Here is a 23,219-nt window from a genome sequence, read left to right on the forward strand (position 1 = left end):
GGGAGCATTATGAATCGCAAGAAGATTATAGTGGCCGTCGTTATTGTCGCGTTATTGGCGGCGATAGGTTACGGATGGAGTTATTATCGTCAACAACATGATGCCTCATTGACGTTATATGGCAATGTCGACATCCGTACCGTAAATCTGGGCTTCCGAGTGGCTGGCCGCCTGGCATCTCTATCTGTTGATGAAGGGGATAAAATTCAGCCGGGACAAGAACTGGGTAAACTGGATGATGGCCCTTATCTCAACGCCCTCAAACAAGCGCAGGCTAATGTGCAAAGTGCGCAAGCGCAGCTGGCTTTACTGAAAGCCGGGTATCGGGAAGAAGAGATTGCTCAAGTCAAATCCGAAGTTTCTCAGCGTGAAGCCGCATTCAGTTATGCGGATAGCTTCCTTAAACGCCAGCAAGGGTTATGGGCGAGTAAAGCGACCTCTGCCAACGAGTTAGAGAATGCCCGAACCGCACGTAATCAGGCGCAGGCAAATCTACAGGCATCAAAAGATAAACTTGCACAATATTTAAGTGGTAATCGCCCGCAGGAAATTGCTCAGGCCGAGGCTAATCTGGCTCAGAGCGAAGCCGAGCTGGCGCAAGCCCAACTGAATCTACAAGACACCACCCTGCTCTCGCCATCCTCAGGTACCGTGCTCACTCGCGCCGTTGAACCGGGCACAATTTTGTCTGCCAGCAATACCGTCTTTACCCTTTCGCTGACTGACCCAGTCTGGGTGCGGGCTTATGTGAGTGAACCTCATCTCAACCAGGCCATTCCAGGCACGGAAGTTGAGGTCTTTACTGATGGCCGCCCAAACAAGCCTTATCACGGCAAAATAGGTTTCGTGTCGCCGACGGCTGAATTTACCCCGAAAAGTGTGGAAACTCCGGACTTACGTACTGACCTGGTTTATCGCTTGCGCATTATCATCACCGATGCTGATGAATCACTGCGGCAAGGTATGCCTGTTACCGTCCGTTTTGTACAACCTTAAGGCGGCATGAGTTATGAATGGAATCCAGCATCTTATTACTTTGGAAGGAGTCGAAAAATCCTTCCCCGGACTGGAGAGTCCTGCCGTTGCTAGCCTGACAACCGAAATCCGCAGTGGTGCGGTCACAGGGTTGGTCGGGCCGGATGGTGCCGGTAAAACCACATTATTACGCATGTTGGCAGGCTTGCTAAAACCCAGCCAAGGCAAGATGACCGTCGTCGGTCTGGACCCACTGGAAAATGATCGTCAGTTACATTCAATTCTTGGATACATGCCGCAAAAATTTGGTTTATATGAAGATTTGACGGTAATAGAGAATCTGACGCTGTATGCTGACCTACGTGGTGTGACGGGTGAAGAGCGCCGCCAAACCTTTGAACGGCTGCTGACATTTACGGATTTGACCCGCTTTACCGAACGGCTGGCGGGCAAGCTCTCTGGTGGGATGAAACAGAAGCTGGGATTGGCCTGTACCTTGGTTGGCCAGCCAAAAGTGTTACTGTTGGATGAGCCGGGTGTGGGGGTTGACCCCATCTCACGCCGTGAGTTATGGCGCATGGTGCATGAGTTGGCCAGTGACGGCATGCTTATCTTGTGGAGCACATCCTATCTTGATGAAGCAGAGCAGTGCCGTGAAGTATTGCTGCTCAACGAAGGTAAATTGCTGTATAGCGGTGCGCCGCAAAGCCTGACACAGCGTATGAGTGGCCGGACGATTTTGGTTGCAGCCCAAACAGGAACCAACCGCAAACTGTTGCAGCATGCTCTGACCCTACCTGAGGTGAGTGATGGGGTGATTCAAGGGAAATATGTGCGGCTGATCCTCAAGCCAGATGTGGATCACCGTCAAATTCCCTCCCTGTTAAATCAACCGAACACCGATGTGATGGAGGCAGAACCGCGCTTCGAGGATGCCTTTATTGACCTGTTGGGCGGTGGCCCAGCCAGTGAATCGGCCCTGGCAAAAATAATGCCTAAAGTTGAAGGCAGCCACGATGAGACAGTAATTGAAGCGCAAGAATTAACCAAGAAATTTGGTGATTTTGCTGCCACTGATCATGTCAATTTTCAGGTAAAACGCGGTGAAATATTTGGCTTACTCGGACCGAATGGCGCGGGTAAATCAACCACATTTAAAATGATGTGCGGCTTGCTGGTCCCTAGCTCTGGCAAAGCATTGGTGCTGGATATGGATCTAAAGACCAGCTCAGGTAAAGCACGGCAACATTTGGGTTATATGGCGCAGAAATTCTCGCTGTATGGCAACCTGACCGTTGAGCAGAATCTGAAATTTTTCTCCGGTGTTTATGGCCTGCAAGGTAAAACCCAGCGCGACAAAATAGCCGATATGACGTCGGCCTTTAATTTCAGCCCCATTCTCAAACAAACTCCGGACTCTCTACCGCTGGGTTTTAAACAGCGACTGGCGCTGGCCTGCGCTTTAATGCATGAGCCAGACATCCTGTTTCTTGATGAACCCACCTCGGGTGTTGACCCCCTCACCCGACGTGAGTTCTGGTTACATATCAATGGGATGGTAGATAAAGGTGTAACCGTTATGGTCACCACCCACTTTATGGATGAGGCCGAATACTGTGACCGTATCGGGCTGGTTTACCGAGGTAAGATTATTGCGGCCGGTACGCCAGATGAGCTAAAGCAGCAAGTCGCCACTGATGAAAATCTTAACCCATCAATGGAAGAAGCATTTATCGGGTTGGTCCAGCGCTACGACCAGCAGAGTGATAAGGAGCAACAGCCATGACCGAGCCGTCGCTATTAGCTACAGATAAATTGCCGGTCAATAAACTGCCGGAAAGTGAGGGCGGGGCTTATCAGGACACCGGCTTTTCCTGGCGTCGCCTGCGCGCCTTATGCCGCAAAGAGACTCGGCAGATTTTGCGCGACCCCAGCAGTGGGTTGATCGCTTTTGTTATCCCATTGTTATTACTATTTATTTTTGGCTATGGTATCAATCTGGATTCCAGCAAACTGCATGTCGGCATTTTAATGGAACAACAGAGCAAGCCAGCGCAAGACTTGGCTAATGCATTTGCCAGCTCGCCTTATATCTCCCCGCAAATCAGTGATAATCGCCAAGCTCTGATTCAGGCAATGCAAGCCGGTAAAATTCGCGGATTAATTGTGATCCCCAATGATTTTGCCGAGCAACTCGCACGACCAGAGAGCAAAGCACCGATTCAGGTGATTACTGACGGCAGTGAGCCTAATACCGCTAACTTTGTACAGGGTTATGCGCAAGGAGTATGGCAAATCTGGCAACAGCAACAGGCGCAAAACTTGGGGCAAACCAATGATCCACTGATTGAAATTCAGGTCCGTTATTGGTTTAACCCTGCCGCCATCAGCCGCCACTTTATCATTCCTGGGGCCATAACCATTATTATGACGGTGATTGGGGCTATCCTGACATCACTGGTGATTGCCCGTGAATGGGAACGCGGCACCATGGAAGCGCTGCTATCAACTCAGGTCACACGCAGTGAATTGCTATTATCAAAGCTAATCCCCTATTACGTCCTTGGTATGGTTGCCATGACGCTCTGTATGGTGGTGTCGGTGTTTATCCTCGGCGTACCTTATCGAGGGTCATTGTGGATATTATTTGTTATCACCAGCTTGTTCTTAGCCAGCACTCTGGGGATGGGGCTGCTGATTTCCACGATCACGCGTAACCAGTTCAATGCCGCCATGATAGCGCTGAATGCGGCATTCCTACCGGCAGTCATGCTCTCGGGCTTTATTTTTGAAATTGATAGCATGCCCGCCATTGTGCGCGCCGTGACTTATATCATTCCTGCCCGTTATTTTGTCAGCAGTCTGCAAAGCCTGTTCCTGGCAGGGAATATCGGTACCGTTCTGGTGATTAACTTGCTGTTCCTAATCGCATCTGCCGCAGTATTTATTGGTCTGACTGCGTGGAAAACACATCGCAGGCTAGATTAAAGGAAGAGAGTAAAATATGTTTCATCGCCTTTATACATTGATTATTAAAGAGTTGCAGTCGCTATTACGCGAACCGCAGACCCGTGCGATATTAATCATGCCAGTGATAATGCAGGTGATCTTATTCCCATTCGCCGCCACGTTGGAAGTGACCAATGCCACCATCGCCATTTACAGCGAAGACAGCGGCAAGGCCTCGGTAGAACTCACCCAACGTTTTGCCAAAGCCGAAGCATTTTCTCATGTACTGTTGCTGCACAGTCCGCAAGAGATCCGGCCCGTTATTGATAACCAGAAAGCGCTGCTGTTGATCCGCTTCCCTGAGCAGTTCAGTGCTGATTTGGCCAACGGCAAAACCACCCAATTGCAGCTTGTGCTGGATGGGCGTAATTCTAACAGTGCCCAGATAGCCGCAAATTATATTCAACAGATTGTACAAGATTACCAATTGGAACTGACCAGCGGCCAAATCAAGCCCAATAACAGTGAGTTAGTTATCCGCAATTGGTATAACCCAAATTTGGACTACAAATGGTTTGTGGTGCCATCATTAATTGCAATGATTACGACAATTGGTGTGTTGATCGTGACGTCACTATCAGTGGCGCGTGAGCGGGAACAAGGTACGCTGGAACAGTTACTCGTTTCTCCGTTAACGACCTGGCAAATATTTATCGGCAAGGCGGTGCCAGCACTGATTGTCGCCACCTTCCAGGCGACTATCGTGTTGTTTATCGGTATATTTTTCTATCAAATCCCCTTTGCAGGCTCGCTGGCGCTATTTTATGGCACCATGCTGCTCTATGGCCTCTCTTTAGTCGGTTTTGGATTGTTGATTTCATCGCTATGTTCAACTCAGCAGCAAGCATTTATCGGCGTGTTTGTCTTTATGATGCCGGCTATTCTACTTTCGGGTTATGTCTCGCCAGTGGAGAACATGCCAATCTGGCTGCAAAATATCACGTGGATCAATCCTATCCGCCATTTTACTGACATCACCAAACAGATTTACCTCAAGGATGCCAGCTTCGATATTATCTGGCACAGCTTATGGCCGCTGCTGGTTATTACTGTCACCACGGGAAGTGTTGCGTATGGGATGTTCAGGCGGAAAATAGCCTAAGGTTTATCGCCGGTTTAGTCGAGTGTAGGAGGGTCAGCCCTCCTATTCGGTTTAGATATTAGGTAGTCAGCTATATCAATATCAGCCGAACCTGATCACTAACTCTATTCCAGCCAAAACCAGCCTCCAATTTCAAAAAACAAAAAGGACACCAAGTTGGTGTCCTTTATTATTTCAAACTACATAACTGAATTTAAGCAGCGTACGGTGGGCAAATTTGCCTTGTCGTAACCCTTTTTATCAAGGTGATTAACGGCGGTTGCCGAAAATCCGCAGCAGCATCAGGAACAAGTTGATGAAATCAAGATACAGGGTCAATGCGCCCACGATGGAGTATTTACGGAACCCATCTTTATCATTGGCATCTAACTGCGCGCCCATATTTTTCAGCTTCTGGGTATCGTAAGCAGTCAAACCGACAAACACTAACACACCAATATAGGTCACAGCCCACATCAACGCGGTACTCTTCAGCCAGATGTTAACAATGGAAGCCAACACGATACCAATCAGGCCCATAAACAGCATGCTGCCCATGCCACTTAAATCACGTTTGGTGGTATAGCCGTAGAAACTCATGGCACCGAACATACCAGCCGCAATCAGGAATGTGCTGGCGATAGAAGAGCTGGTATACATGATGAAAATACTAGAGATAGTCAGCCCGGTTAATGCTGAATACAGCATAAACAAGCTGGTTGCCATCGTACCGCTGAGGCGATTAACCATCCCGGAAATAACAAATACCAGACCTAACTGAACAATAATCAGCCCGAAAAAGGTGATCTGGCTGGAGAAGATAAAGTTAAGGACCGCAGGAGTATTCGCTGCGTACCAGGCGACAACCGCCGTTAATAACAGACCACAGGTCATCCAGCCGTATACCTGCGCCATATATGCCTGAATGCCAGAGTTGGCACGTTCGACAATTGAACCATTAGAGCGTGGATAGCGATCCATGGTAGTTACCTTATGCATAAAATAATGAAACAGGCTATCAACTGACAGCCCACCGACTCTTTAAGGGTACCACAGAAATACAGTAAACAAGGGAGTAAAAATAGGCATTTAGGAGCAATCTTTACACGGGTTTACGTACAGTTTACCAGCGCTTGGCAGCAGCATGGTCGCTGTCCCGTGATTCGACCCAGCGCTCACCCTCAGCAGTGGCTTCCCGCTTCCAGAATGGTGCCCGCGTTTTCAGATAGTCCATAATAAATTCTACTGATTCAAACGCCATGCTGCGATGTGCACTGGTCACACCGACAAAGACAATCTCATCTCCGGGGAATAGCGGCCCCACCCGATGGATAACAGAAACGCGCTGTAATGGCCAACGGCTGCGTGCTTCGCTAATAATTTCACCCAGTGCTTTTTCTGTCATTCCCGGGTAATGCTCCAGTGTCAGAGCACTGACATTCGCGCCAAGATTATGGTTACGAACCTTGCCGGTGAAGGTCACTACCGCACCATCCTCATCACATTGCGACAACCAGTTATATTCATTACCAACATTGAATGCCTCTGGCCCAACACGAATACGGGTATTCTCCATCATCAGCCCCCAGTGACTGGCGGGAAGAAAGCCACTTCGTCGCCCGCAACCAGTGGGTGCTGAGCACTAACTAGCGATTGATTCACCGCGGTGAGCAATTTGCCCTCTTCTAGCGCCAACTGCCAGCGCTCCCCCCGTTGACACAGGGACTGTCGCAGGGCATCAACTGTGGCAAATTCCGCAGCCAATTGTAGACGGTCAGTTCCTACCAGCTCACGAACCTGAGCAAAAAATAGAATCTCAATCATGAATTCACCTTAAAATCACCGGATTTCCCGCCACTTTTTGCCAACAGGCGAACCGGGCCAATTATCATGTCTTTCTGTACCGCTTTGCACATATCATAAATTGTCAGCGCCGCGACAGACGCCGCCGTCAGGGCTTCCATCTCTACCCCAGTTTTACCGGTTAGGCGGCAGCAGGATTCAATACGAACTCGGTTATGCTCCGGCTGGGCTTCCAGTTGTACTTCCACTTTGGTCAGCAGTAGTGGATGACATAATGGGATTAATTCCCAAGTTCGTTTGGCCGCCTGAATCCCGGCAATTCGGGCAGTGGCAAAGACATCACCTTTATGATGGCTACCGTCAATAATCATCGCCAATGTTGCGGCGTGCATTTCAACAAAAGCTTCCGCACGCGCTTCGCGTACGGTTTCAGCTTTGGCTGAAACATCCACCATATGGGCTTCGCCAGCGGCATTGATGTGCGTTAGTTGGGTCATAAAATTCCTATTCCCTTCGTTCTTGACGTTGCAGGGGTGTTAGCTGCCCTCATGCACCCGAATCACTTACTGATGTAAGCTATCAGCCACCAATAAATGATAAGTTCTGCGTAATGCCGCTATTACCCTGATGCAAGAAATGGGTTTGTTTCTTGGTTTGCAATGCGCTCTGAATTCGCGCCATCAGCTCATATTGCTGGTCATCACTGCTTAACAGGTCGCGCAATGTAATGCCTTGCTCGCCAAATAGGCATAAATGCAGATTTCCCAATGCTGAAACACGCAGACGGTTACAACTGGCACAGAAGTCTTTCTCATAAGGCATGATCAGCCCCACTTCCCCCAGATAGTCTGGATGATGGAATACTTGAGCCGGGCCATCGCTACGTGCGCGCTCTTGCTGTTGCCAACCTTGCTGGAGTAATTGCTGGCGAATGATGTCTCCGGAAACATGGTGTTTACGAAATAGATTACCACCCTCGCCGGTTTCCATCAGTTCGATAAATCGCAGTTGGATTGGTCTGGATTTTATCCAGTTAAGGAAGGCGCTCAGATTGCGATCATTGACATCCCGCATCAGCACAGCATTGATTTTGACTTTCTCAAAACCGGCATCAAAAGCAGCATCGATACCTTGCATAACCTGATGAAATTTATCTTGCCCGGTGATGGCATGAAACTGCCGAGGGTCAAGGCTATCAACACTGACATTAATTGCCGTCAATCCCGCCTCACGCCATTGGGCCGCATCACGCGCTAAACGGTAGCCATTAGTAGTCACTGCCAAAGTGCGAATCGCAGGATTTTGCCGGATAGTGGCAATAATATCGGTGAAGTCGCGCCGCATAGAGGGTTCACCACCGGTCAGACGGATCTTCTCTGTACCCAACAACGCAAAAGCGCGGCTAACGCGACTTATCTCGTCAAGGCTCAGAAAACTTTTTAATCCGTCCGGGCGATAGCCATCGGGCAGGCAATAGGTGCAACGAAAATTGCACACATCGGTAATTGATAGGCGCAAATAATAGAATTTGCGCGCAAATGCGTCAGTCAGTTGTACCATAACACCTTTCCAAATACGGGAGATGCAGGCATTTCTACCTCGCACCCTGGTGGCTTAAAGCCACGGCCAGAGCATCATATTGTGTTAAACAACGTAGACACTAAGGCTAGGAGTTTATGTTCAGTAACTGTCTTTCCAACAGCTTACTGAACCATGGTTAAAAAAGTAAAACTCATTGCGACACTTAATCGCTAAAAACCTCACTTTTCCTAACAGATTCTAACGCTAAAACGACTGGATAGCCAATCGCTGTTTTTCGCTATATATTTTTATATACAACGACTTATATAACAAAACATACTGTTATTGAGCTTATTTCAATCCGCGCCTAATACTTTGTTTAAAATCACGAAAATAATGGCTTTTATCGCGTTTTAACAACAAATCCGTTAACTTATGCAGCAATTTCACCATTAGCTACGCTATTAGAGCCAGGCGATACTATTTAGGCAGGAAAAATATGCGAAATCGCACATTAGCGGATCTCGATCGAGTGGTTGCATTAGGCGGGGGCCATGGTCTGGGAAGGGTAATGTCTGCTCTTTCTCCTTTAGGTTCACGTCTGACCGGTATTGTTACCACCACCGATAATGGCGGTTCGACTGGCCGTATACGCCGCTCAGAGGGTGGAATTGCCTGGGGAGATACTCGCAACTGCTTGAATCAATTGATAACAGAACCCAGCGTAGCCTCTGCCATGTTTGAATACCGTTTTACCGGTAATGGCGAATTAGCCGGTCATAATCTGGGCAATTTAATGCTCAAAGCACTGGACCATCTTAGCATTCGACCTATTGAAGCAATCAATCTGGTGCGCAGCTTGCTGAAAGTGGATGCCTGGTTGATCCCGATGTCAGAGCAGCCGGTGGACTTACTGGCAATCGATCATGAAGGGCACCCGGTTTACGGTGAAGTGAATATTGACCAACTGGCGCAAATGCCACAAGAAATGCTGCTGTCACCTCATGTTCATGCAACCAAGGAAGCGGTTGAAGCTATCAGTCAGGCCGATGTGATTTTAATTGGGCCGGGCAGCTTTTTAACCAGTCTGATGCCTCTGTTACTACTGGATGATTTAACCCAAGCTTTGCGGCGCAGCTCTGCCAGCATGATTTATATTGGTAATCTGGGGCGAGAGCTCAGTGTGGCGGCAGCCGAACTGTCGTTACACGAAAAATTGGCAATCATGGAAAGTAAGATTGGCCGAAAAATTATTGATGCAGCAATCGTAAGCCCACGTATTGATATCAGCGGTGTCACAGACAGAATTATTGTCCAACAACCCTTGGAAGCTAAGGATATTCCTTACCGTCATGACCGCGAATTGCTGCGCCAAGCTTTGGAAACGACGCTGCAACAATTAGGTGGTGCAAGCACAGCATCGGTGAGCTAAAAGAGTTACTTTTTAGCTTGTTCTTGCAAAGCAGCGTTGTTATTCATGTGGATGTAAAGCGCTTCTACTTTAGCCCGCGCCCATGGCGTACGGCGTAAAAACTTCAGGCTAGATTTAATGCTGGGATCACTAATGAAACAGTTGATCTGGATGCGGTACGCCAGTTCTTCCCAACCATAGTGCTCCACCAGCTTGGTCAGTAACTGTTCCAATGTAATACCGTGCAATGGATCTTTGGATAAGTGGTCGCTCATTATTTATCTCGCGCATTATTCGATGACGATTTTATCAGCCGCACACCTTAATCAGGTTCGGCCGATGCGACAAGCAGAAATTCCCAATTTTTCATACCCATCATTCTGCGGCCCACCAAGTGAGCCGCTGACTATCAAGATATTGCAATAAATTGCTGGCGCAGTTGGTGGACTTGATCACGCAATTCTGCTGCTTGTTCGAACTCAAGGTTCTGTGCGTGGGTATACATCTTCGCTTCAAGCTCGCGGATTTTCTGATCAAGCGCTTTAGGTGGCAGTGATTGGTAGTTATTGGTGTCGGCCACTTTGCCGCCGCGCCCTTTCCCTTTACCCCGAGTAGAAGGCTGGCCCAATTGCAGAATATCGCCAATCTTCTTGTTGAGCCCCTGTGGAATGATACCGCGCTCTTCATTGTAAGCTTGCTGCTTCGCCCGACGCCGCTCGGTTTCGCCAATCGCTTTTTCCATCGAGGCGGTGATTCTGTCGCCGTAGAGAATGGCTTTACCATTGAGGTTACGTGCCGCGCGGCCAATGGTCTGAATGAGAGAACGCTCAGAGCGCAGGAAACCTTCTTTATCGGCATCCAAAATGGCGACCAGTGAAACCTCTGGCATATCCAGCCCTTCTCGCAGCAAGTTGATGCCCACCAGCACATCAAATTCACCCAAGCGCAGGTCACGAATAATCTCTACCCGCTCAACAGTATCAATATCGGAATGCAGATAACGGACACGAGCACCATGCTCCCCCAGATACTCCGTCAAATCTTCGGCCATACGTTTGGTCAGCGTGGTGACCAATACTCGCTCGTTGATCGCGGCGCGAATACGAATTTCAGATAGCAAGTCATCCACCTGTGTTGCAACAGGACGCACTTCAATCAGTGGATCAAGTAAGCCTGTCGGGCGCACCACTTGATCAACAACCTCGCCACCGGATTTCTCTAACTCGTACTTACCCGGAGTCGCTGAGACATAGATAGTCTGAGGTGCCAATGCTTCAAATTCTTCAAAGCGCATTGGGCGGTTGTCCAGCGCTGATGGCAGCCGGAAGCCATATTCCACCAAGGTTTCTTTACGCGAGCGGTCGCCTTTGTACATCCCGCCGATTTGCGGAATAGTCACGTGGGACTCATCAACAATCAGCAAACCGTCGGCGGGTAGATAGTCGAATAATGTTGGTGGCGCTTCACCCGGCCCACGGCCAGACAGATAGCGCGAATAGTTTTCAATACCGGAGCAATAGCCCAGCTCATTCATCATTTCAAGGTCAAACTGGGTGCGCTGGGTAAGACGCTGTTCTTCCAACAATTTATTATTGGCAAGCAGCACTTTGCGCCGCTCCGCCAGCTCAACTTTGATCTCTTCCATTGCCTGCAAGATACGCTCTCGCGGGGTAACGTAGTGAGTTTTAGGATAGACAGTAAAACGTGGAACTTCGTGCTGTAATTGGCCCGTTAACGGATCAAATATTGAGAGCCGTTCGACCTCTTCATCAAACAATTCAACCCGCAGCGCCCACTCATCGGACTCTGCGGGGAAGATATCGATAACTTCACCGCGCACACGGAAAGTACCGCGCTGAAATACCTGATCATTACGGCTGTATTGCAGCTCTGATAAGCGGCGTAAAATTGAGCGTTGGTCAATAATCATCCCCTTGGTCAGGTGCAGCATCATTTTCAGGTATAAATCAGGGTCACCCAAGCCATAGATAGCCGAGACCGAGGCCACTACCACCACATCCCGCCGCTCCAGTAATGCTTTGGTCGCAGATAGCCGCATTTGCTCGATATGCTCGTTTACAGAGGCGTCCTTCTCGATGAAGGTATCAGAACTTGGGACATAGGCTTCGGGCTGATAGTAATCATAGTAGGAGACAAAATATTCCACCGCATTCTCGGGAAAGAACTCTTTCATCTCGCCATAAAGCTGGGCCGCCAATGTTTTATTCGGCGCTAATACCATCGTTGGGCGGTTCAAATCGGCAATCACATTCGCCACCGTAAAGGTTTTGCCCGACCCCGTAACCCCCAACAGTGTCTGGTGGGCCAAACCATTTTCTAGCCCTTCTTCCAGTTTACGGATGGCCTCAGGCTGATCGCCTGCTGGTTTAAACTCAGAATGTAGTTTGAATGGTTTACTCATGAATTTGCTACCCGCCGGAGAAATGCACACTGTCAGGAGGCTAATTATGAAAGCCCCATAGATTTTTGCCACTGCTATGATACTGGATATAAAACCAGCTTCAAACACCAAAATGTCTTAATTTGCTCAACAGCAACATTGCATGCATCGTTACAGTGACATGACGTTCACATTTGCACTCTAAAAGCGTTTTTATCCCCAAGCATTAACATAAACACATTATTGATGGTTAATTGATTAAAGATCATCCATCCATCAAGGCTATAATTTTTGAGTGCTTGATTTTAATTAACTCATTGATAGTAAATAAAATTTTCAAAAAGTCGAGAATCCGGACAACTGGAGCCGAAGCCGCGTCCGCTCTCGCTTGCCATCAGTTTTCTATCGCTAATGCACAAGGTTATCCACAGGAATGGTGGATAACTCCTGCAACCCCATAGAGGCCGCGTGTTGGCGAAAAGCAAAGCTTAGCGATGAAATAGAAACAAACTGGCTTTTTTAGTGTTTTTTTTACATTTTTATTTCACCGCATATTTCAATAAGTGCTAAGCATACTATTTGCTAATTCTATAATGTTAGTCTCCAAGTTCTCACACTCAACCACTTTTGACGGCGCTATTTCTGCTGCACCATTATTTTCGTTATGGCACTGCTTAAGTGCAACGAAGTACCGCTCACCGCTGTTTCCTGCCATCACCCTTGCCATTTTATGACTCACTATTGCATTGAAACCATTTACAGTCCGTTAACATGCGAATTTTGACCGGCACCAAGGCAACTTGGCCCAAGAGTTGCTTTATATCTCTGGGAAACAGAGTAATGAAAGGGGAAATGCGCTAAAGCAGTGCAGAACGTCAATTGGCTGATAATCACCCGTAAGCGGGATGATAAAGGGTAAAAATAGCCCGTTGAAGCCATTTTGTGCCGCTATTAGCCAACTTTACCTCAATTTACACTAACAACCGCCCGCTAGAGACGTGGTGTTTTATGCTGTGCTGCCGCTATCAAGTATGCAGATTTGCTGGTTAATCCTTCACTAGCCGTTACAGAACACCGGGATACCTGTGAACTACTGAGATCGACTGAGGAGAAGCACTGATGCTGAGTTTAACCGCTGTAAATCAATACTATGGTCAGAATCATATCTTATGGGATATCAATCTGGAGCTTCCCCGTGGCCAATGTACTTGCCTGATTGGCCGCAACGGCGTAGGCAAAACCACGTTAATTAATTGCATCATGGGGCATCTACCAATTAAGAGTGGCACCATGACCTGGCAGCCTAACCATGAGCCGCCACAGAACTTGCTTCAACAGCCCGTGGAGGGGCGCAATGCGCTGGGAATTGGCTATGTGCCACAAGGTCAGCAAATTTTCTCTCAATTGAGTGTTGAGGAAAATATGTTGATCGCCGTGTTAGCCGGTCGGCATAAGTCGCGTCATATTCCGGGTTGGGTGTTTGACTTATTCCCCCTGTTATATGACAAACGCAGCCAGCGTGGCGGAGAACTCACCCGCAATCAGCAGCAGCAGTTGGCTATCGCCAGAGCACTGGTTGCCGAGCCGGAGTTGCTGATCCTTGATGAACCGGGAAGCGGCACATTGCCGCCGCTAAGTGAAGATATCGGCAATATCTTGCACCAACTCAGCCGAAGCTTGGGTATGACAATATTGCTGGTTGAGCACCGTTTACCTTTTATTCAACACGTTGCCGACAGATTCTGTTTAATGGCCGGAGGGAGGAATGTGGCGCAAGGGACATTAGATCAATTGGATGAGAATATGATTATTGAGCATTTGGCCAGTTGATATGGCTCAACGCGCTCTTTGCACTGGAGGGTCAGTTCCGGCATTAACTGGGCTAATCATCTCAATTAGCCCTTAATTCATATTGTCTTTAATGCGCCGGACTTTTCTTTGTGTTCACCAATAAACTCAAATCCAAATAATTCCCGAGGTCACGGCGCTCTGTTGCAGGAGATGTCGCAAGGTCAGCCAGATGAGGGATTACCCCCAGTAATGGCGCGTTTATCATCTGTATCAATGTTGCCATATATTCAGGTTGCCGCGCTCCTGCCGGGATAACCTCATTTGCCACCCACCCGGCCAAATTCAACCCGGCCTGCTGGATAGCCAAAGCCGTCAGTAATGCATGATTGATGCACCCCAACTTTACCCCAACAACCATAATGACCGGTAATTGCTCCTGCTGTACCCAATCGGCAAAAGTCGCTTGTGGCGAAAGCGGTGTAAACCAGCCCCCGGCCCCTTCAACCAACACCCAATCCGCTACTTGCTCAAGTTGCCGCAAACCTTGCGATAAGGTAGGCAAATGAATCTCGCACCCTTCACTTAGGCTGGCAATATGTGGCGAGGTAGCCTCTAACAATGTCAGCGGATTGACCTGCGAATAGCTCAACACTTCGCTGCTATTGGCCAGTAATGCCAGAGCATCACTGTTGCGTAAACCATCAGCCGTTATCTGGCTACCTGATGCCACCGGCTTATACCCTGCAGTGCGGTAGCCCATCAGAGCTGCGGCTTGCAGTAATGCACAACTGGCAACAGTTTTACCGACATCAGTATCTGTGCCGGTGATAAACCAACGTTTAGTCACGATAAATAACCCCATAAACCAAATGGTAACTCAGCGGATAGTAGCCAGATTGCGTGCTATAAGCTCGTTGCAGCGCCATCAGACGTTGGCGACCACTTAACCCTGCCGCACGCCCCTGATGCAAATGCGTGGCACCAATCCCCTGTAATGAGCGCATAAGTGCAATGACATCAGGAAACTGCTGCTGATGTAACTGCGGTGTCAGAGTGTGTCGATACCCTTGGCAAGCAGCGCTAATATGCTGAAATGAAAGAAAATCGTTCACATGCCGCTTACCATCAATCTGCTGCCACGCCTGCCCCAACTCATCCAGAGATCCGCTTGCCAGAGTAGAAAACAAAACCACGCCCCCCGGGCGCGTAATCCGATGCAACTCAGCCAGCGCCAGCGGTAAATCAGCACACCACTGCACTGCTAAATTACTAAAACAGATATCAACGGAGTGATCCGCCAGCGGGATAGATTCAATATCACCCAGCAGATAATCATCAGCGGCCTGTTGCTGCTGAGCATGCGCTAACATGCCCGCAGCCAGATCCAGTGCAATCACATGCTTACCTAACTCACGCCAGCGACGGCTAAAATGACCGGTACCGCACCCGGCATCCAGCACCGACATCCCGGGGTGCTGCGCCGCCAATGCCAATAAGATGTCGCCCGTTTCACGCTGTAAGTCAGCGGCTGTATCGTAGCTGCCTGCCGCGCGACTGAATGCCGCAGCAATTGCCGGTTTATTGATTGTTGATTTATTCGCTTGCGGTTTATTTACCCACATCGACCGCAGATTTTCAGTGGCAAATGCCATAAAGCACCTCCAGCAACCGGTCAATATCATCACTCTGATGAGCGGCGCTCAGAGTAATGCGCAACCTGGCACCACCCGGTGGAACCGTCGGCGGGCGGATAGCCGTAACCCATAAACCTGCAACGCGCAGTTGCTCTGCCAATGCCAACGTTTGCTGGTTGTCACCCACCAACAGTGGCTGAATTGCCGTTTCAGATGCCGCTAATTGCAGTGGCAACTCAGCCGCACCACGACGAAATTGCGCAATACGGTGTTGCAGCTGCTGGCGTAAATCATCACCTTGTTGAATACGTGCCAATGCGGCTTGTAAGGCACAGGCCTGAGCCGGCGGCATCGCGGTGCTGTAAATCAGGTGGCGAGCATATTGCAGCAGGTATTCGGCTACTGATTCCTGACACAATACTGCCGCACCACTTAGGCCAAATGCTTTACCAAAAGTGACCACCAGCAGTTCAGGTTTAACACCTTGATCCCAGCAACTCCCCCGGCCAGCAGCGCCACGGACGCCAATGCCATGTGCATCGTCGACTAATAACCAGCTCCCGCTGGCGGCAGTGTGTTGCTGCAAAGCGGCCAATGGCGCACTGTCGCCATCCATACTAAAAACCCCTTCGGTAATCACCAAAGTTTGCCCCGAACAGGGCTTATTGAGCAGGTTTTGCAGTGAATCAGCTTGATTATGGGCAAAACGCCGCAGTTGGGCGGGAGAGTGCGCCGCCGCTTCCAGCAAAGAAGCATGACTGAGTTTATCTGCCAAAATCCGGTCATCGGCACCAGCTAACGCCGCCAGCACTCCCTGATTCGCGGCATAGCCGGAGATAAATAATAAGGCGCGTGGATAACCCAACCAGTCCGCAAGCTGCTGTTCCAATTGAGCATGTGGCTGACTATAGCCGGTGACGTGACCAGAACCGCCGCTACCAACACCATAGCGCGACGCCCCTTGCTGCCAGGCGGCAATCACCTCGGGATCTTGACTGAGTCCCAGATAATCATTGCTGGAAAAGTTAAGATAACTTTGCCCAGCTAATTGCAGCCAGCGCCCATTGGCGCAGTCATTCACTTGACGAGAACGATAGGCCGAGGCCTCGCGCCGCTGTTGCAGCCCACTTGCTATCTTGTTTTGCCAACTCATCAGACTGCCGCGTTATAAAATTGTGCACTGTCGGCATGCAATAATTGCTCGGTCAACACTTGCTGCTGTTCGTGATCACCTTTATCCGTTGCTGTCTGTTGCGGGTTCAGCCCCAATTTGCGGAATAACTGCAAATCCTTATCTTCTTCCGGATTGGGAGTGGTCAGTAGTTTGCAGCCATAGAAGATGGAGTTAGCGCCGGCCATAAAGCACATCGCCTGAGTTTGCTCATTCATTTGCTCACGCCCGGCAGAGAGCCGCACATAAGACGTTGGCATCATGATTCGGGCAACCGCAATGGTGCGAATGAACTCAAAAGCATCCACATCTTCGTTATTTTCCAGCGGTGTACCTTTTACTTTTACCAGCATATTAATCGGCACACTTTCCGGTGGTTTAGGTAAATTCGCCAGCTCAACCAATAATCCAGCGCGGTCGCGTACGGTTTCCCCTAACCCGACAATCCCGCCAGAACACACCTTAATACCGGCATCGCGCACTTCGCTGAGTGTGTCGAGCCGCTCCTGATAACTGCGAGTGGTAATAATATTGCCGTAGAATTCTGGCGAGGTGTCCAGATTATGGTTGTAATAGTCCAGCCCGGCGTCTGCCAGCCGATGAGCTTGTTGCTTATCCAGTGTACCGAGCGTCATACAGGTTTCCATGCCCATCGCTTTGACGCCTTCCACCATTTTTTCCAGATAAGGCATATCACGCTCATGTGGGTTTTTCCAAGCCGCCCCCATACAGAAACGGGTTGAACCGGCGGCTTTAGCTTTTTTCGCTGATTCTAATACTTGCTCAACTTGCATGAGTCGCTCACTTTCCAGCCCGGTTTTATAGCGAGAACTTTGCGGGCAATATTTGCAATCTTCCGGGCAAGCACCGGTTTTAATCGACAGCAGCGTACTGACTTGCACTTGGCGCGGATCAAAATGCTGACGATGAATTTGCTGCGCTTCAAACAGTAAATCCAACAAGGGTTTTTCAAACAGGGCCTGGGCTTGCCCTACTGTCCAGCGAATATAATTTGCCATTACGGCTTCTCCAAGGAAGAGAAAAAAGTGTCGTCAGTGTAAATAAATCCGATATACTGTCAACCATTCTTGCATTAATTTGGTTTACAATAGGTTCTTATGACACCTTCTGACCTCGCTTTTGATCAACGCCATATCTGGCATCCCTATACCTCAATGACTGACCCGCTCCCCTGCTATCCGGTGGTAGCGGCCGAGGGCGTTGAGCTACAACTGGCAGACGGTCGGCGCTTGATTGATGGCATGTCGTCATGGTGGGCCGCTATTCACGGTTACAATCACCCGGCACTCAACCTGGCGGCACACCAGCAGTTGGATAAAATGTCGCATGTCATGTTTGGCGGAATTACCCACCCCCCAGCAGTCAAACTCTGTAGGCAGTTGGTCGATATGACGCCTGCAGCACTGGAATGCGTGTTTTTAGCTGACTCCGGCTCGGTGGCGGTAGAAGTTGCGCTGAAAATGGCGCTGCAATATTGGCAGGCAAAAGGGGAATCGCGCTCGCGTATTTTGACGCTGCGCCATGGCTACCACGGCGATACCTTTGGCGCGATGTCGGTTTGTGACCCTCAGAATTCCATGCACAGTTTGTATCGCGGTTATCTGGCCGAAAATCTGTTTGCTTGCGCACCACAATGCCGATTTGACGAGCCTTGGAACCCTGAAGACATCACAGATTTTGCCGCGATGATAGCCAAGCATTCCAGTGAAATTGCGGCAGTGATTTTGGAGCCAATAGTGCAAGGTGCGGGCGGGATGCGTATCTATCACCCTGCTTATCTGCGCGAGGTTCGGGCATTGTGTGATCAACATAATATTTTGTTGATCGCCGATGAAATCGCCACCGGTTTTGGCCGTACCGGTAAGCTGTTTGCTTGTGAACATGCCGAGGTGGTGCCGGATATTCTCTGTTTGGGTAAGGCGCTGACTGGCGGCTATTTGACACTATCAGCCACTCTGACAACCCGCAAAGTGGCAGAAACTATCAGTAACGGTGATGCCGGGTGTTTTATGCACGGGCCAACATTTATGGCCAATCCACTGGCTTGCGCTGTCGCCTCTGCCAGCCTGAGTTTGCTGGCTGAGAATCACTGGCAGCAGCAGGTTGCGGCGATAGAAAGTCAATTACAGCAAGCATTACTGCCACTGGCAGAACACAGAGCCGTCGCTGATGTGCGGGTATTGGGGGCTATCGGCGTCGTGGAAATGCGAGAGGCAGTTAACGTCGCCCATCTGCAACGCGGTTTTGTCAAACACGGGGTGTGGATACGGCCCTTTGGTAAACTTATTTACCTGATGCCGCCTTATATTATTTCGCCACAAGCACTAACCCAGCTTACTGATGCCGTGATTGCGGCGGTAGGCAAGCGCTAACAAAATAATTTAATAGGCGTTATTGTCGACGTCAGTTTGGATGCGGACAGCGCACAGTAACCGGAGCGTACACAGAGTACGTGAGGATTACGAGCACTGCCCAAATTCAAAATGACAAGTAAAATAGCCTATCGCGCCAGGATACTTACCCACATTGGGCCTTTACCTACCGGATAGCGCGCCAACGTTGTCAGTTGACCGCTGTTCTGGTCGATACGATACACTTCAATGTGATCGGATTTCTGACCGGAAGAGATCAGGAAGTTACCGCTGTGGTCAATATTAAAGCCGCGCGGTTGTGCTTCAGTCGGATGATGCCCAACCAGTGCAATTTCACGCCCATCGTCAGAAACACTAAAAATGCCCAGCAAGCTGGCAGTACGGTCGCTAATATACAGATGACGGCCATTTGGCGTGATATGAATATCTGCCGCCCAACGGGTATCGGTAAAGTCAGCCGGCATCGCATCCAATGTTTGAATTAGCTGATAATTCTGCCCATTATTGCTGATTTGATAGACGTCGACCGAGCTATTCAGCTCATTCACACAATAAGCAACCTGATGATTTGGATGGAAAGCCATATGACGTGGGCCAGCACCCGCAGCAACAGTGATATCTGCCTGTGTATGTGGCGTCAGTTTGCCATCAACACTCAAATCAAATAACCGCACTTTGTCTTCTTTCAGGCAAGGCACCAACAGAATCTGATTAGTTGGGTCAATATTTGCTGAGTGAGGTGCCGGTAAACCATCTAATTGCTGAATAGGTGCTTGTACCACACCATGCACATCAATAGGACTGATGCTGACGCAGTTGAAGCTATAAGAAGCAGAGAACAGGAAACGACCTTGTAAATCGGTACCAATGTGGGTCGGGCTACCAGGAAGTGGTGCCATACCGGCGGCAGTCAAAGTCCCTTCATCACTAATGTTATAGCTGACGATACCAAAATCAGGACGAACCCCAACATAGAGATGACGCTGATTCGGGTTGATTGTCATTGGCTGCACCTGACCCGGCACGTCCACTGTTTGCAGTAAGGTTAATTCACCAGCGGAACCTAATTGCCAGACGTGAATCTGCTGACTGTCTGGGCTTGCCACGTAAACCACTTGCTTCATCTTTACTCCTTAGTCGAGCCTGTTGGGCAATTCTGTCCAGGCAAATTTGTCTTGCGCGCCAAATAAGCCCTTAGCCAAATGTTTTTCATTAACTCATCATTTTAGCCTAGCTTACCTGACTGAACAGACATAACAACAGTCCGCCATCGCGCTGATTAAACTTATCCTGCTTTTTTATCGGCACTGAGCGGAGTTAATAAGGAAAGAGCTGAAGAAGTAGACAAAAAAAGGAGCAATCATAATGATTGCCCCCTTAAATCGAGGTGATTAGAAGTTGTATTTCACGCCCAGCATCGCGCTGGTGTCGCTGTAGCCTTTATTGCCAATCTGCTGGCCAACATTACCCCACAAATTAAGCCGCTTATTGAGCTGACCCTCTACGCCCAGTTTCAGTTCAGCGATATTGGCGGCCCCGGCTTGTTTGACGGTGACATTATCCATAACAGTGCCAAAATCTTTGGTATTGTGGATCCAGTTAGCTTCAACAAATGGCTGGAATACCCGCTCCTTGCCTTTATCCTGGCTACTGTAACCCTGCATAAAGGCTTTCACCCCAAGGCGGGTTTGGATATTGCCATCACCAATACCTGAAACGTTGGTGCCATTATCTTCTTTATGGGAATCAGCTTTCACTCCCATCCAGACGGCCTGAGCTTTCGGCTGAATAAAGTAACTGCTGTTCAAGTTTTCGCCTACTTTAAAGGTATAGCCTGTCTCGACAGAGGCTGTAACACCGCTGGATTTGTAACTTTCGGCTGCCAGATCCTGTCCTTCAACCCGGTTATTAAACCAGCTGTATTGCGCCCAGCTATCCACATATAAGCCTGACTTATCGGCTTCATTGGCATACCAAGTGCCATACATTCCAAGGCTATAACCATCGACAGAGGAGCGAGCACTGTAACCAGATACACGGGATTCGGTCCGGCTCTTGCTGTTACCGTAGCCACCCATGATGCCCAGATGGAAACGATCGGCATCATTATTGCTCCACTGCGCAATATCGCCCCCCAGTTGCAGCACATAGCGATTGCTCTGAGTACCTAATTGATCATAGCTGTCTCTGGAACGAGTATGCCCGCCCTCATTACGCATCCACAGGCTGGTGACTTTCTGCTCACCTGTGAAGGCATCGATATATTGAGTTTCCCCTAAACGGTCATGCAACCGCGTGACAAACATATTGTTGGCTGCGGCCAGGTTAGCGGAGTAGCCGCTAGCTTCCGGGCGCTCAACTTTCTGTTTCTGGTCAGGCTCAACCACACCCGGAGAGGTTGGATCGACAGGCTCAGTCGGATCGGTTGGCTCAGGTGGGTCGAGCGGAGTAATGATCGGCGCAGAAGCATTAGTTAAATACCAGTGGCTGCTATTACCATCATGGCTGCGGCCTAAGCTGCTATCGTGCCCACGATTCAAGCTGTAGTCATAAGCACCAGCGACGATACGCCCTGATTGGATAAATTCACCATCAGACTCGCCATTAACCCGAATCAACTCAATACCCTCGAGGGTTTCATTACCCGCCCCACCGGCATTTCTCACTACGACGTAAGTCGTCCCAGAGGTGTTGCCCTCAATTAAGAGTTTATCGGTTTCTGAAGCATCGTCATTCAGTGCGGTATTAAAATAGATATAGCCGCCGTCACTGTGATAATTGCCGGTCACCGTCAATGTTTTAAAGGTGGAACTATTATTAACGTAATTAACAATGGCTCCATTGGTTAAATTCAAGGAGCTCAAGTTTGAATCGCCGGACATATTCCAAATACTGGAATCACCACTCATCGCCAAATTAATGGTGCCATTATTACTGCTGGTACTGCCAAGACTTTTAGTTGTCCCGTTAAAAACAGAACCTTCCGCAAGGCTCAAGTCAATTAAGCCGCCTTTCTCTGCCAGAATATTGCCATCAATATGGAAAACGCCGGTAGTTGATTGATTATTCACAGCATCATAAGACTTTATTTCTGAACCCGCACCTGTAGCGTAAATGGCATTCGAATTATTGCCACTCACGTTAATTGCCAAGCCACCCAGTATATTAATGATACCACCACGGGTATTGGTAGTAGTCCCGGCACTTGCTTTTAGACCGTTAGCACTAGTACCGCTGGTCTTCACCTTGGTGCCATCACCTAAATTCACAACACCACTTTTATTGGCAAAAACTCCATCGGCTGAATTACCAGAGGTTGTAATTGAGCTATCTTTACCGATAGTCACACTGGCCGATCCTGTTTGCCCAGTATCACCCACTTCACGGTTACCGGCATAAACACCATAACCCAGGCCATCAATAGAATTTGCTCCTGAACCTTCAGTTCTGATGTTAGCCCTGTCGCCTAAGACAATATTATTATACTGCCCTGCGGTATTGGTAAGATTGGCACGTACACCAATACCATCTTTAGCGAAGATTTCTGCATCACTACCCAGTGTAATTAGGCTTGAACCCGTGCTGTTACCGGCATTGATGCCGTCACCCGAAGACCCTAATGCATAAATAGTGGCATTATTGCCAACAGTAATGATGGCCGGATTACTAGCAGGCGCCGCTGATTTTACCTGTATCGCATCAGCTTTGATACCTGATACACTGATGTACAGATAATTGCCAAATTTCATCTCACCGGCCTGGTTCTTATATAACCCGACAACGGCATTAGTCGGACTGGAAACTAAATTAAGTGTATTGGTAATAGAGTAGCCGTCGCCAAAAGTACCTTCCCAAAAAGTGGTGTCAGTACAAATGGTTAAATTACATCCAGCAAAACTTTGGGCACTAAATAAGCCCATCGCCAATGAAATGATAATAGTTATTCTTTTCTTTCTAAAAATTCTAGCGGGTGAATTCTTCATATTAATGTCCTGGTTTTTCTGTGCAAAATTAAAACAAATTAAGGCT

20 protein-coding genes and 1 riboswitch are annotated in these 23,219 nt (G+C 48.9%); of the genes, 7 read left to right on the forward strand and 13 right to left on the reverse strand.

Going from position 1 to position 23,219, the window contains the following annotated elements; translation table 11 throughout:
- The first annotated feature begins 9 nt into the window (after positions 1-9).
- The 4 genes from hlyD to N0H69_RS17990 are packed head-to-tail and all read left to right on the forward strand — an operon-like array spanning position 10 to position 5,086.
- Positions 10-996: a secretion protein HlyD gene (hlyD, locus tag N0H69_RS17975; RefSeq protein WP_050122385.1), complete on the forward strand. Its 987-nt coding sequence runs from the start codon at positions 10-12 to the stop codon at positions 994-996.
- Positions 997-1,009: 13 nt separating this feature from the next.
- Positions 1,010-2,761, forward strand: coding sequence for an ATP-binding cassette domain-containing protein (locus N0H69_RS17980; RefSeq protein ID WP_050107688.1), 1,752 nt, complete (start codon positions 1,010-1,012; stop codon positions 2,759-2,761).
- On the forward strand, positions 2,758-3,963 hold the full coding sequence (locus N0H69_RS17985; protein WP_050151614.1) for an ABC transporter permease: 1,206 nt from the start codon (positions 2,758-2,760) through the stop codon (positions 3,961-3,963). The genes N0H69_RS17980 and N0H69_RS17985 overlap by 4 nt, the downstream gene beginning before the upstream one ends.
- Positions 3,964-3,979: 16 nt before the next feature.
- Positions 3,980-5,086, forward strand: a complete 1,107-nt coding sequence (locus N0H69_RS17990) for an ABC transporter permease (protein WP_050107691.1) — start codon at positions 3,980-3,982, stop codon at positions 5,084-5,086.
- A 249-nt stretch (positions 5,087-5,335) separates the two neighbouring features.
- Here N0H69_RS17990 and N0H69_RS17995 read toward each other — a convergent pair whose 3' ends face one another.
- The 5 genes from N0H69_RS17995 to moaA all read right to left on the reverse strand — a co-directional run bounded on the left by N0H69_RS17995 (position 5,336) and on the right by moaA (position 8,428).
- Positions 5,336-6,046 carry a Bax inhibitor-1/YccA family protein gene (locus tag N0H69_RS17995; RefSeq protein WP_004709005.1) on the reverse strand — a complete coding sequence of 237 codons (711 nt, stop codon included), beginning with the start codon at positions 6,044-6,046 and terminating at the stop codon, positions 5,336-5,338.
- A 142-nt stretch (positions 6,047-6,188) separates the two neighbouring features.
- A complete protein-coding gene (gene moaE / locus N0H69_RS18000) occupies positions 6,189-6,641 on the reverse strand; it encodes a molybdopterin synthase catalytic subunit MoaE (protein WP_050107694.1) in 453 nt (150 codons plus the stop codon).
- Between the two features lie 2 nt (positions 6,642-6,643).
- Positions 6,644-6,889 (reverse strand): molybdopterin synthase sulfur carrier subunit, encoded by a 246-nt coding sequence (moaD, locus tag N0H69_RS18005; protein WP_050107696.1) that lies wholly within the window; start codon positions 6,887-6,889, stop codon positions 6,644-6,646.
- Entirely contained in the window at positions 6,886-7,365 is a 480-nt protein-coding gene (gene moaC, locus N0H69_RS18010) for a cyclic pyranopterin monophosphate synthase MoaC (protein WP_050107698.1), read from the reverse strand. The genes moaD and moaC overlap by 4 nt, the downstream gene beginning before the upstream one ends.
- Positions 7,366-7,447: 82 nt before the next feature.
- Positions 7,448-8,428: a GTP 3',8-cyclase MoaA gene (gene moaA, locus N0H69_RS18015; protein ID WP_050107700.1), complete on the reverse strand. Its 981-nt coding sequence runs from the start codon at positions 8,426-8,428 to the stop codon at positions 7,448-7,450.
- Positions 8,415-8,553: riboswitch (molybdenum cofactor riboswitch) on the reverse strand. It overlaps the preceding gene by 14 nt.
- A 335-nt stretch (positions 8,554-8,888) precedes the next feature.
- Here moaA and yvcK point away from each other — a divergent pair.
- Positions 8,889-9,821 carry a uridine diphosphate-N-acetylglucosamine-binding protein YvcK gene (gene yvcK / locus N0H69_RS18020; protein ID WP_050107701.1) on the forward strand — a complete coding sequence of 311 codons (933 nt, stop codon included), beginning with the start codon at positions 8,889-8,891 and terminating at the stop codon, positions 9,819-9,821.
- A gap of 5 nt (positions 9,822-9,826) precedes the next feature.
- Here yvcK and N0H69_RS18025 read toward each other — a convergent pair whose 3' ends face one another.
- A complete protein-coding gene (locus tag N0H69_RS18025) occupies positions 9,827-10,075 on the reverse strand; it encodes a VF530 family protein (protein ID WP_004708996.1) in 249 nt (82 codons plus the stop codon).
- A 134-nt stretch (positions 10,076-10,209) separates the two neighbouring features.
- Complete coding sequence (gene uvrB / locus N0H69_RS18030) at positions 10,210-12,222, reverse strand: excinuclease ABC subunit UvrB (protein ID WP_050107941.1); 2,013 nt, start codon at positions 12,220-12,222, stop codon at positions 10,210-10,212.
- Positions 12,223-13,320: 1,098 nt separating this feature from the next.
- Here uvrB and N0H69_RS18035 point away from each other — a divergent pair.
- On the forward strand, positions 13,321-14,031 hold the full coding sequence (locus N0H69_RS18035; RefSeq protein WP_050107703.1) for a branched-chain amino acid ABC transporter ATP-binding protein: 711 nt from the start codon (positions 13,321-13,323) through the stop codon (positions 14,029-14,031).
- Positions 14,032-14,119: 88 nt separating this feature from the next.
- Here the strand turns inward: N0H69_RS18035 and bioD are convergent, their stop codons facing one another.
- Genes bioD through bioB form a run of 4 tightly spaced genes read right to left on the reverse strand, consistent with a single transcriptional unit; the run spans position 14,120 to position 17,816 of the window.
- Positions 14,120-14,839: a dethiobiotin synthase gene (gene bioD / locus N0H69_RS18040; RefSeq protein ID WP_050151613.1), complete on the reverse strand. Its 720-nt coding sequence runs from the start codon at positions 14,837-14,839 to the stop codon at positions 14,120-14,122.
- Positions 14,832-15,614, reverse strand: coding sequence for a malonyl-ACP O-methyltransferase BioC (gene bioC / locus N0H69_RS18045; RefSeq protein ID WP_172665445.1), 783 nt, complete (start codon positions 15,612-15,614; stop codon positions 14,832-14,834). The genes bioD and bioC overlap by 8 nt, the downstream gene beginning before the upstream one ends.
- A 13-nt stretch (positions 15,615-15,627) precedes the next feature.
- The gene (gene bioF / locus N0H69_RS18050) at positions 15,628-16,779 is read right to left on the reverse strand and encodes an 8-amino-7-oxononanoate synthase (RefSeq protein WP_050151612.1); all 1,152 of its coding nucleotides are present in this window, start codon (positions 16,777-16,779) and stop codon (positions 15,628-15,630) included.
- Positions 16,779-17,816, reverse strand: a complete 1,038-nt coding sequence (bioB, locus tag N0H69_RS18055; protein ID WP_050107711.1) for a biotin synthase BioB — start codon at positions 17,814-17,816, stop codon at positions 16,779-16,781. The genes bioF and bioB overlap by 1 nt, the downstream gene beginning before the upstream one ends.
- Positions 17,817-17,915: 99 nt before the next feature.
- On the opposite strand from bioB, the gene bioA reads away from it, so the two are divergent.
- Positions 17,916-19,190: an adenosylmethionine--8-amino-7-oxononanoate transaminase gene (bioA, locus tag N0H69_RS18060; protein ID WP_050151611.1), complete on the forward strand. Its 1,275-nt coding sequence runs from the start codon at positions 17,916-17,918 to the stop codon at positions 19,188-19,190.
- A 128-nt stretch (positions 19,191-19,318) separates the two neighbouring features.
- Here the strand turns inward: bioA and pgl are convergent, their stop codons facing one another.
- Entirely contained in the window at positions 19,319-20,314 is a 996-nt protein-coding gene (gene pgl, locus N0H69_RS18065) for a 6-phosphogluconolactonase (protein WP_050122401.1), read from the reverse strand.
- A gap of 267 nt (positions 20,315-20,581) precedes the next feature.
- Positions 20,582-23,110: an autotransporter outer membrane beta-barrel domain-containing protein gene (locus tag N0H69_RS22220; RefSeq protein ID WP_050151610.1), complete on the reverse strand. Its 2,529-nt coding sequence runs from the start codon at positions 23,108-23,110 to the stop codon at positions 20,582-20,584.
- Positions 23,111-23,219 lie beyond the last annotated feature (109 nt).

Source organism: Yersinia alsatica, from assembly GCF_025133195.1.
Taxonomy (GTDB): domain Bacteria; phylum Pseudomonadota; class Gammaproteobacteria; order Enterobacterales; family Enterobacteriaceae; genus Yersinia; species Yersinia alsatica.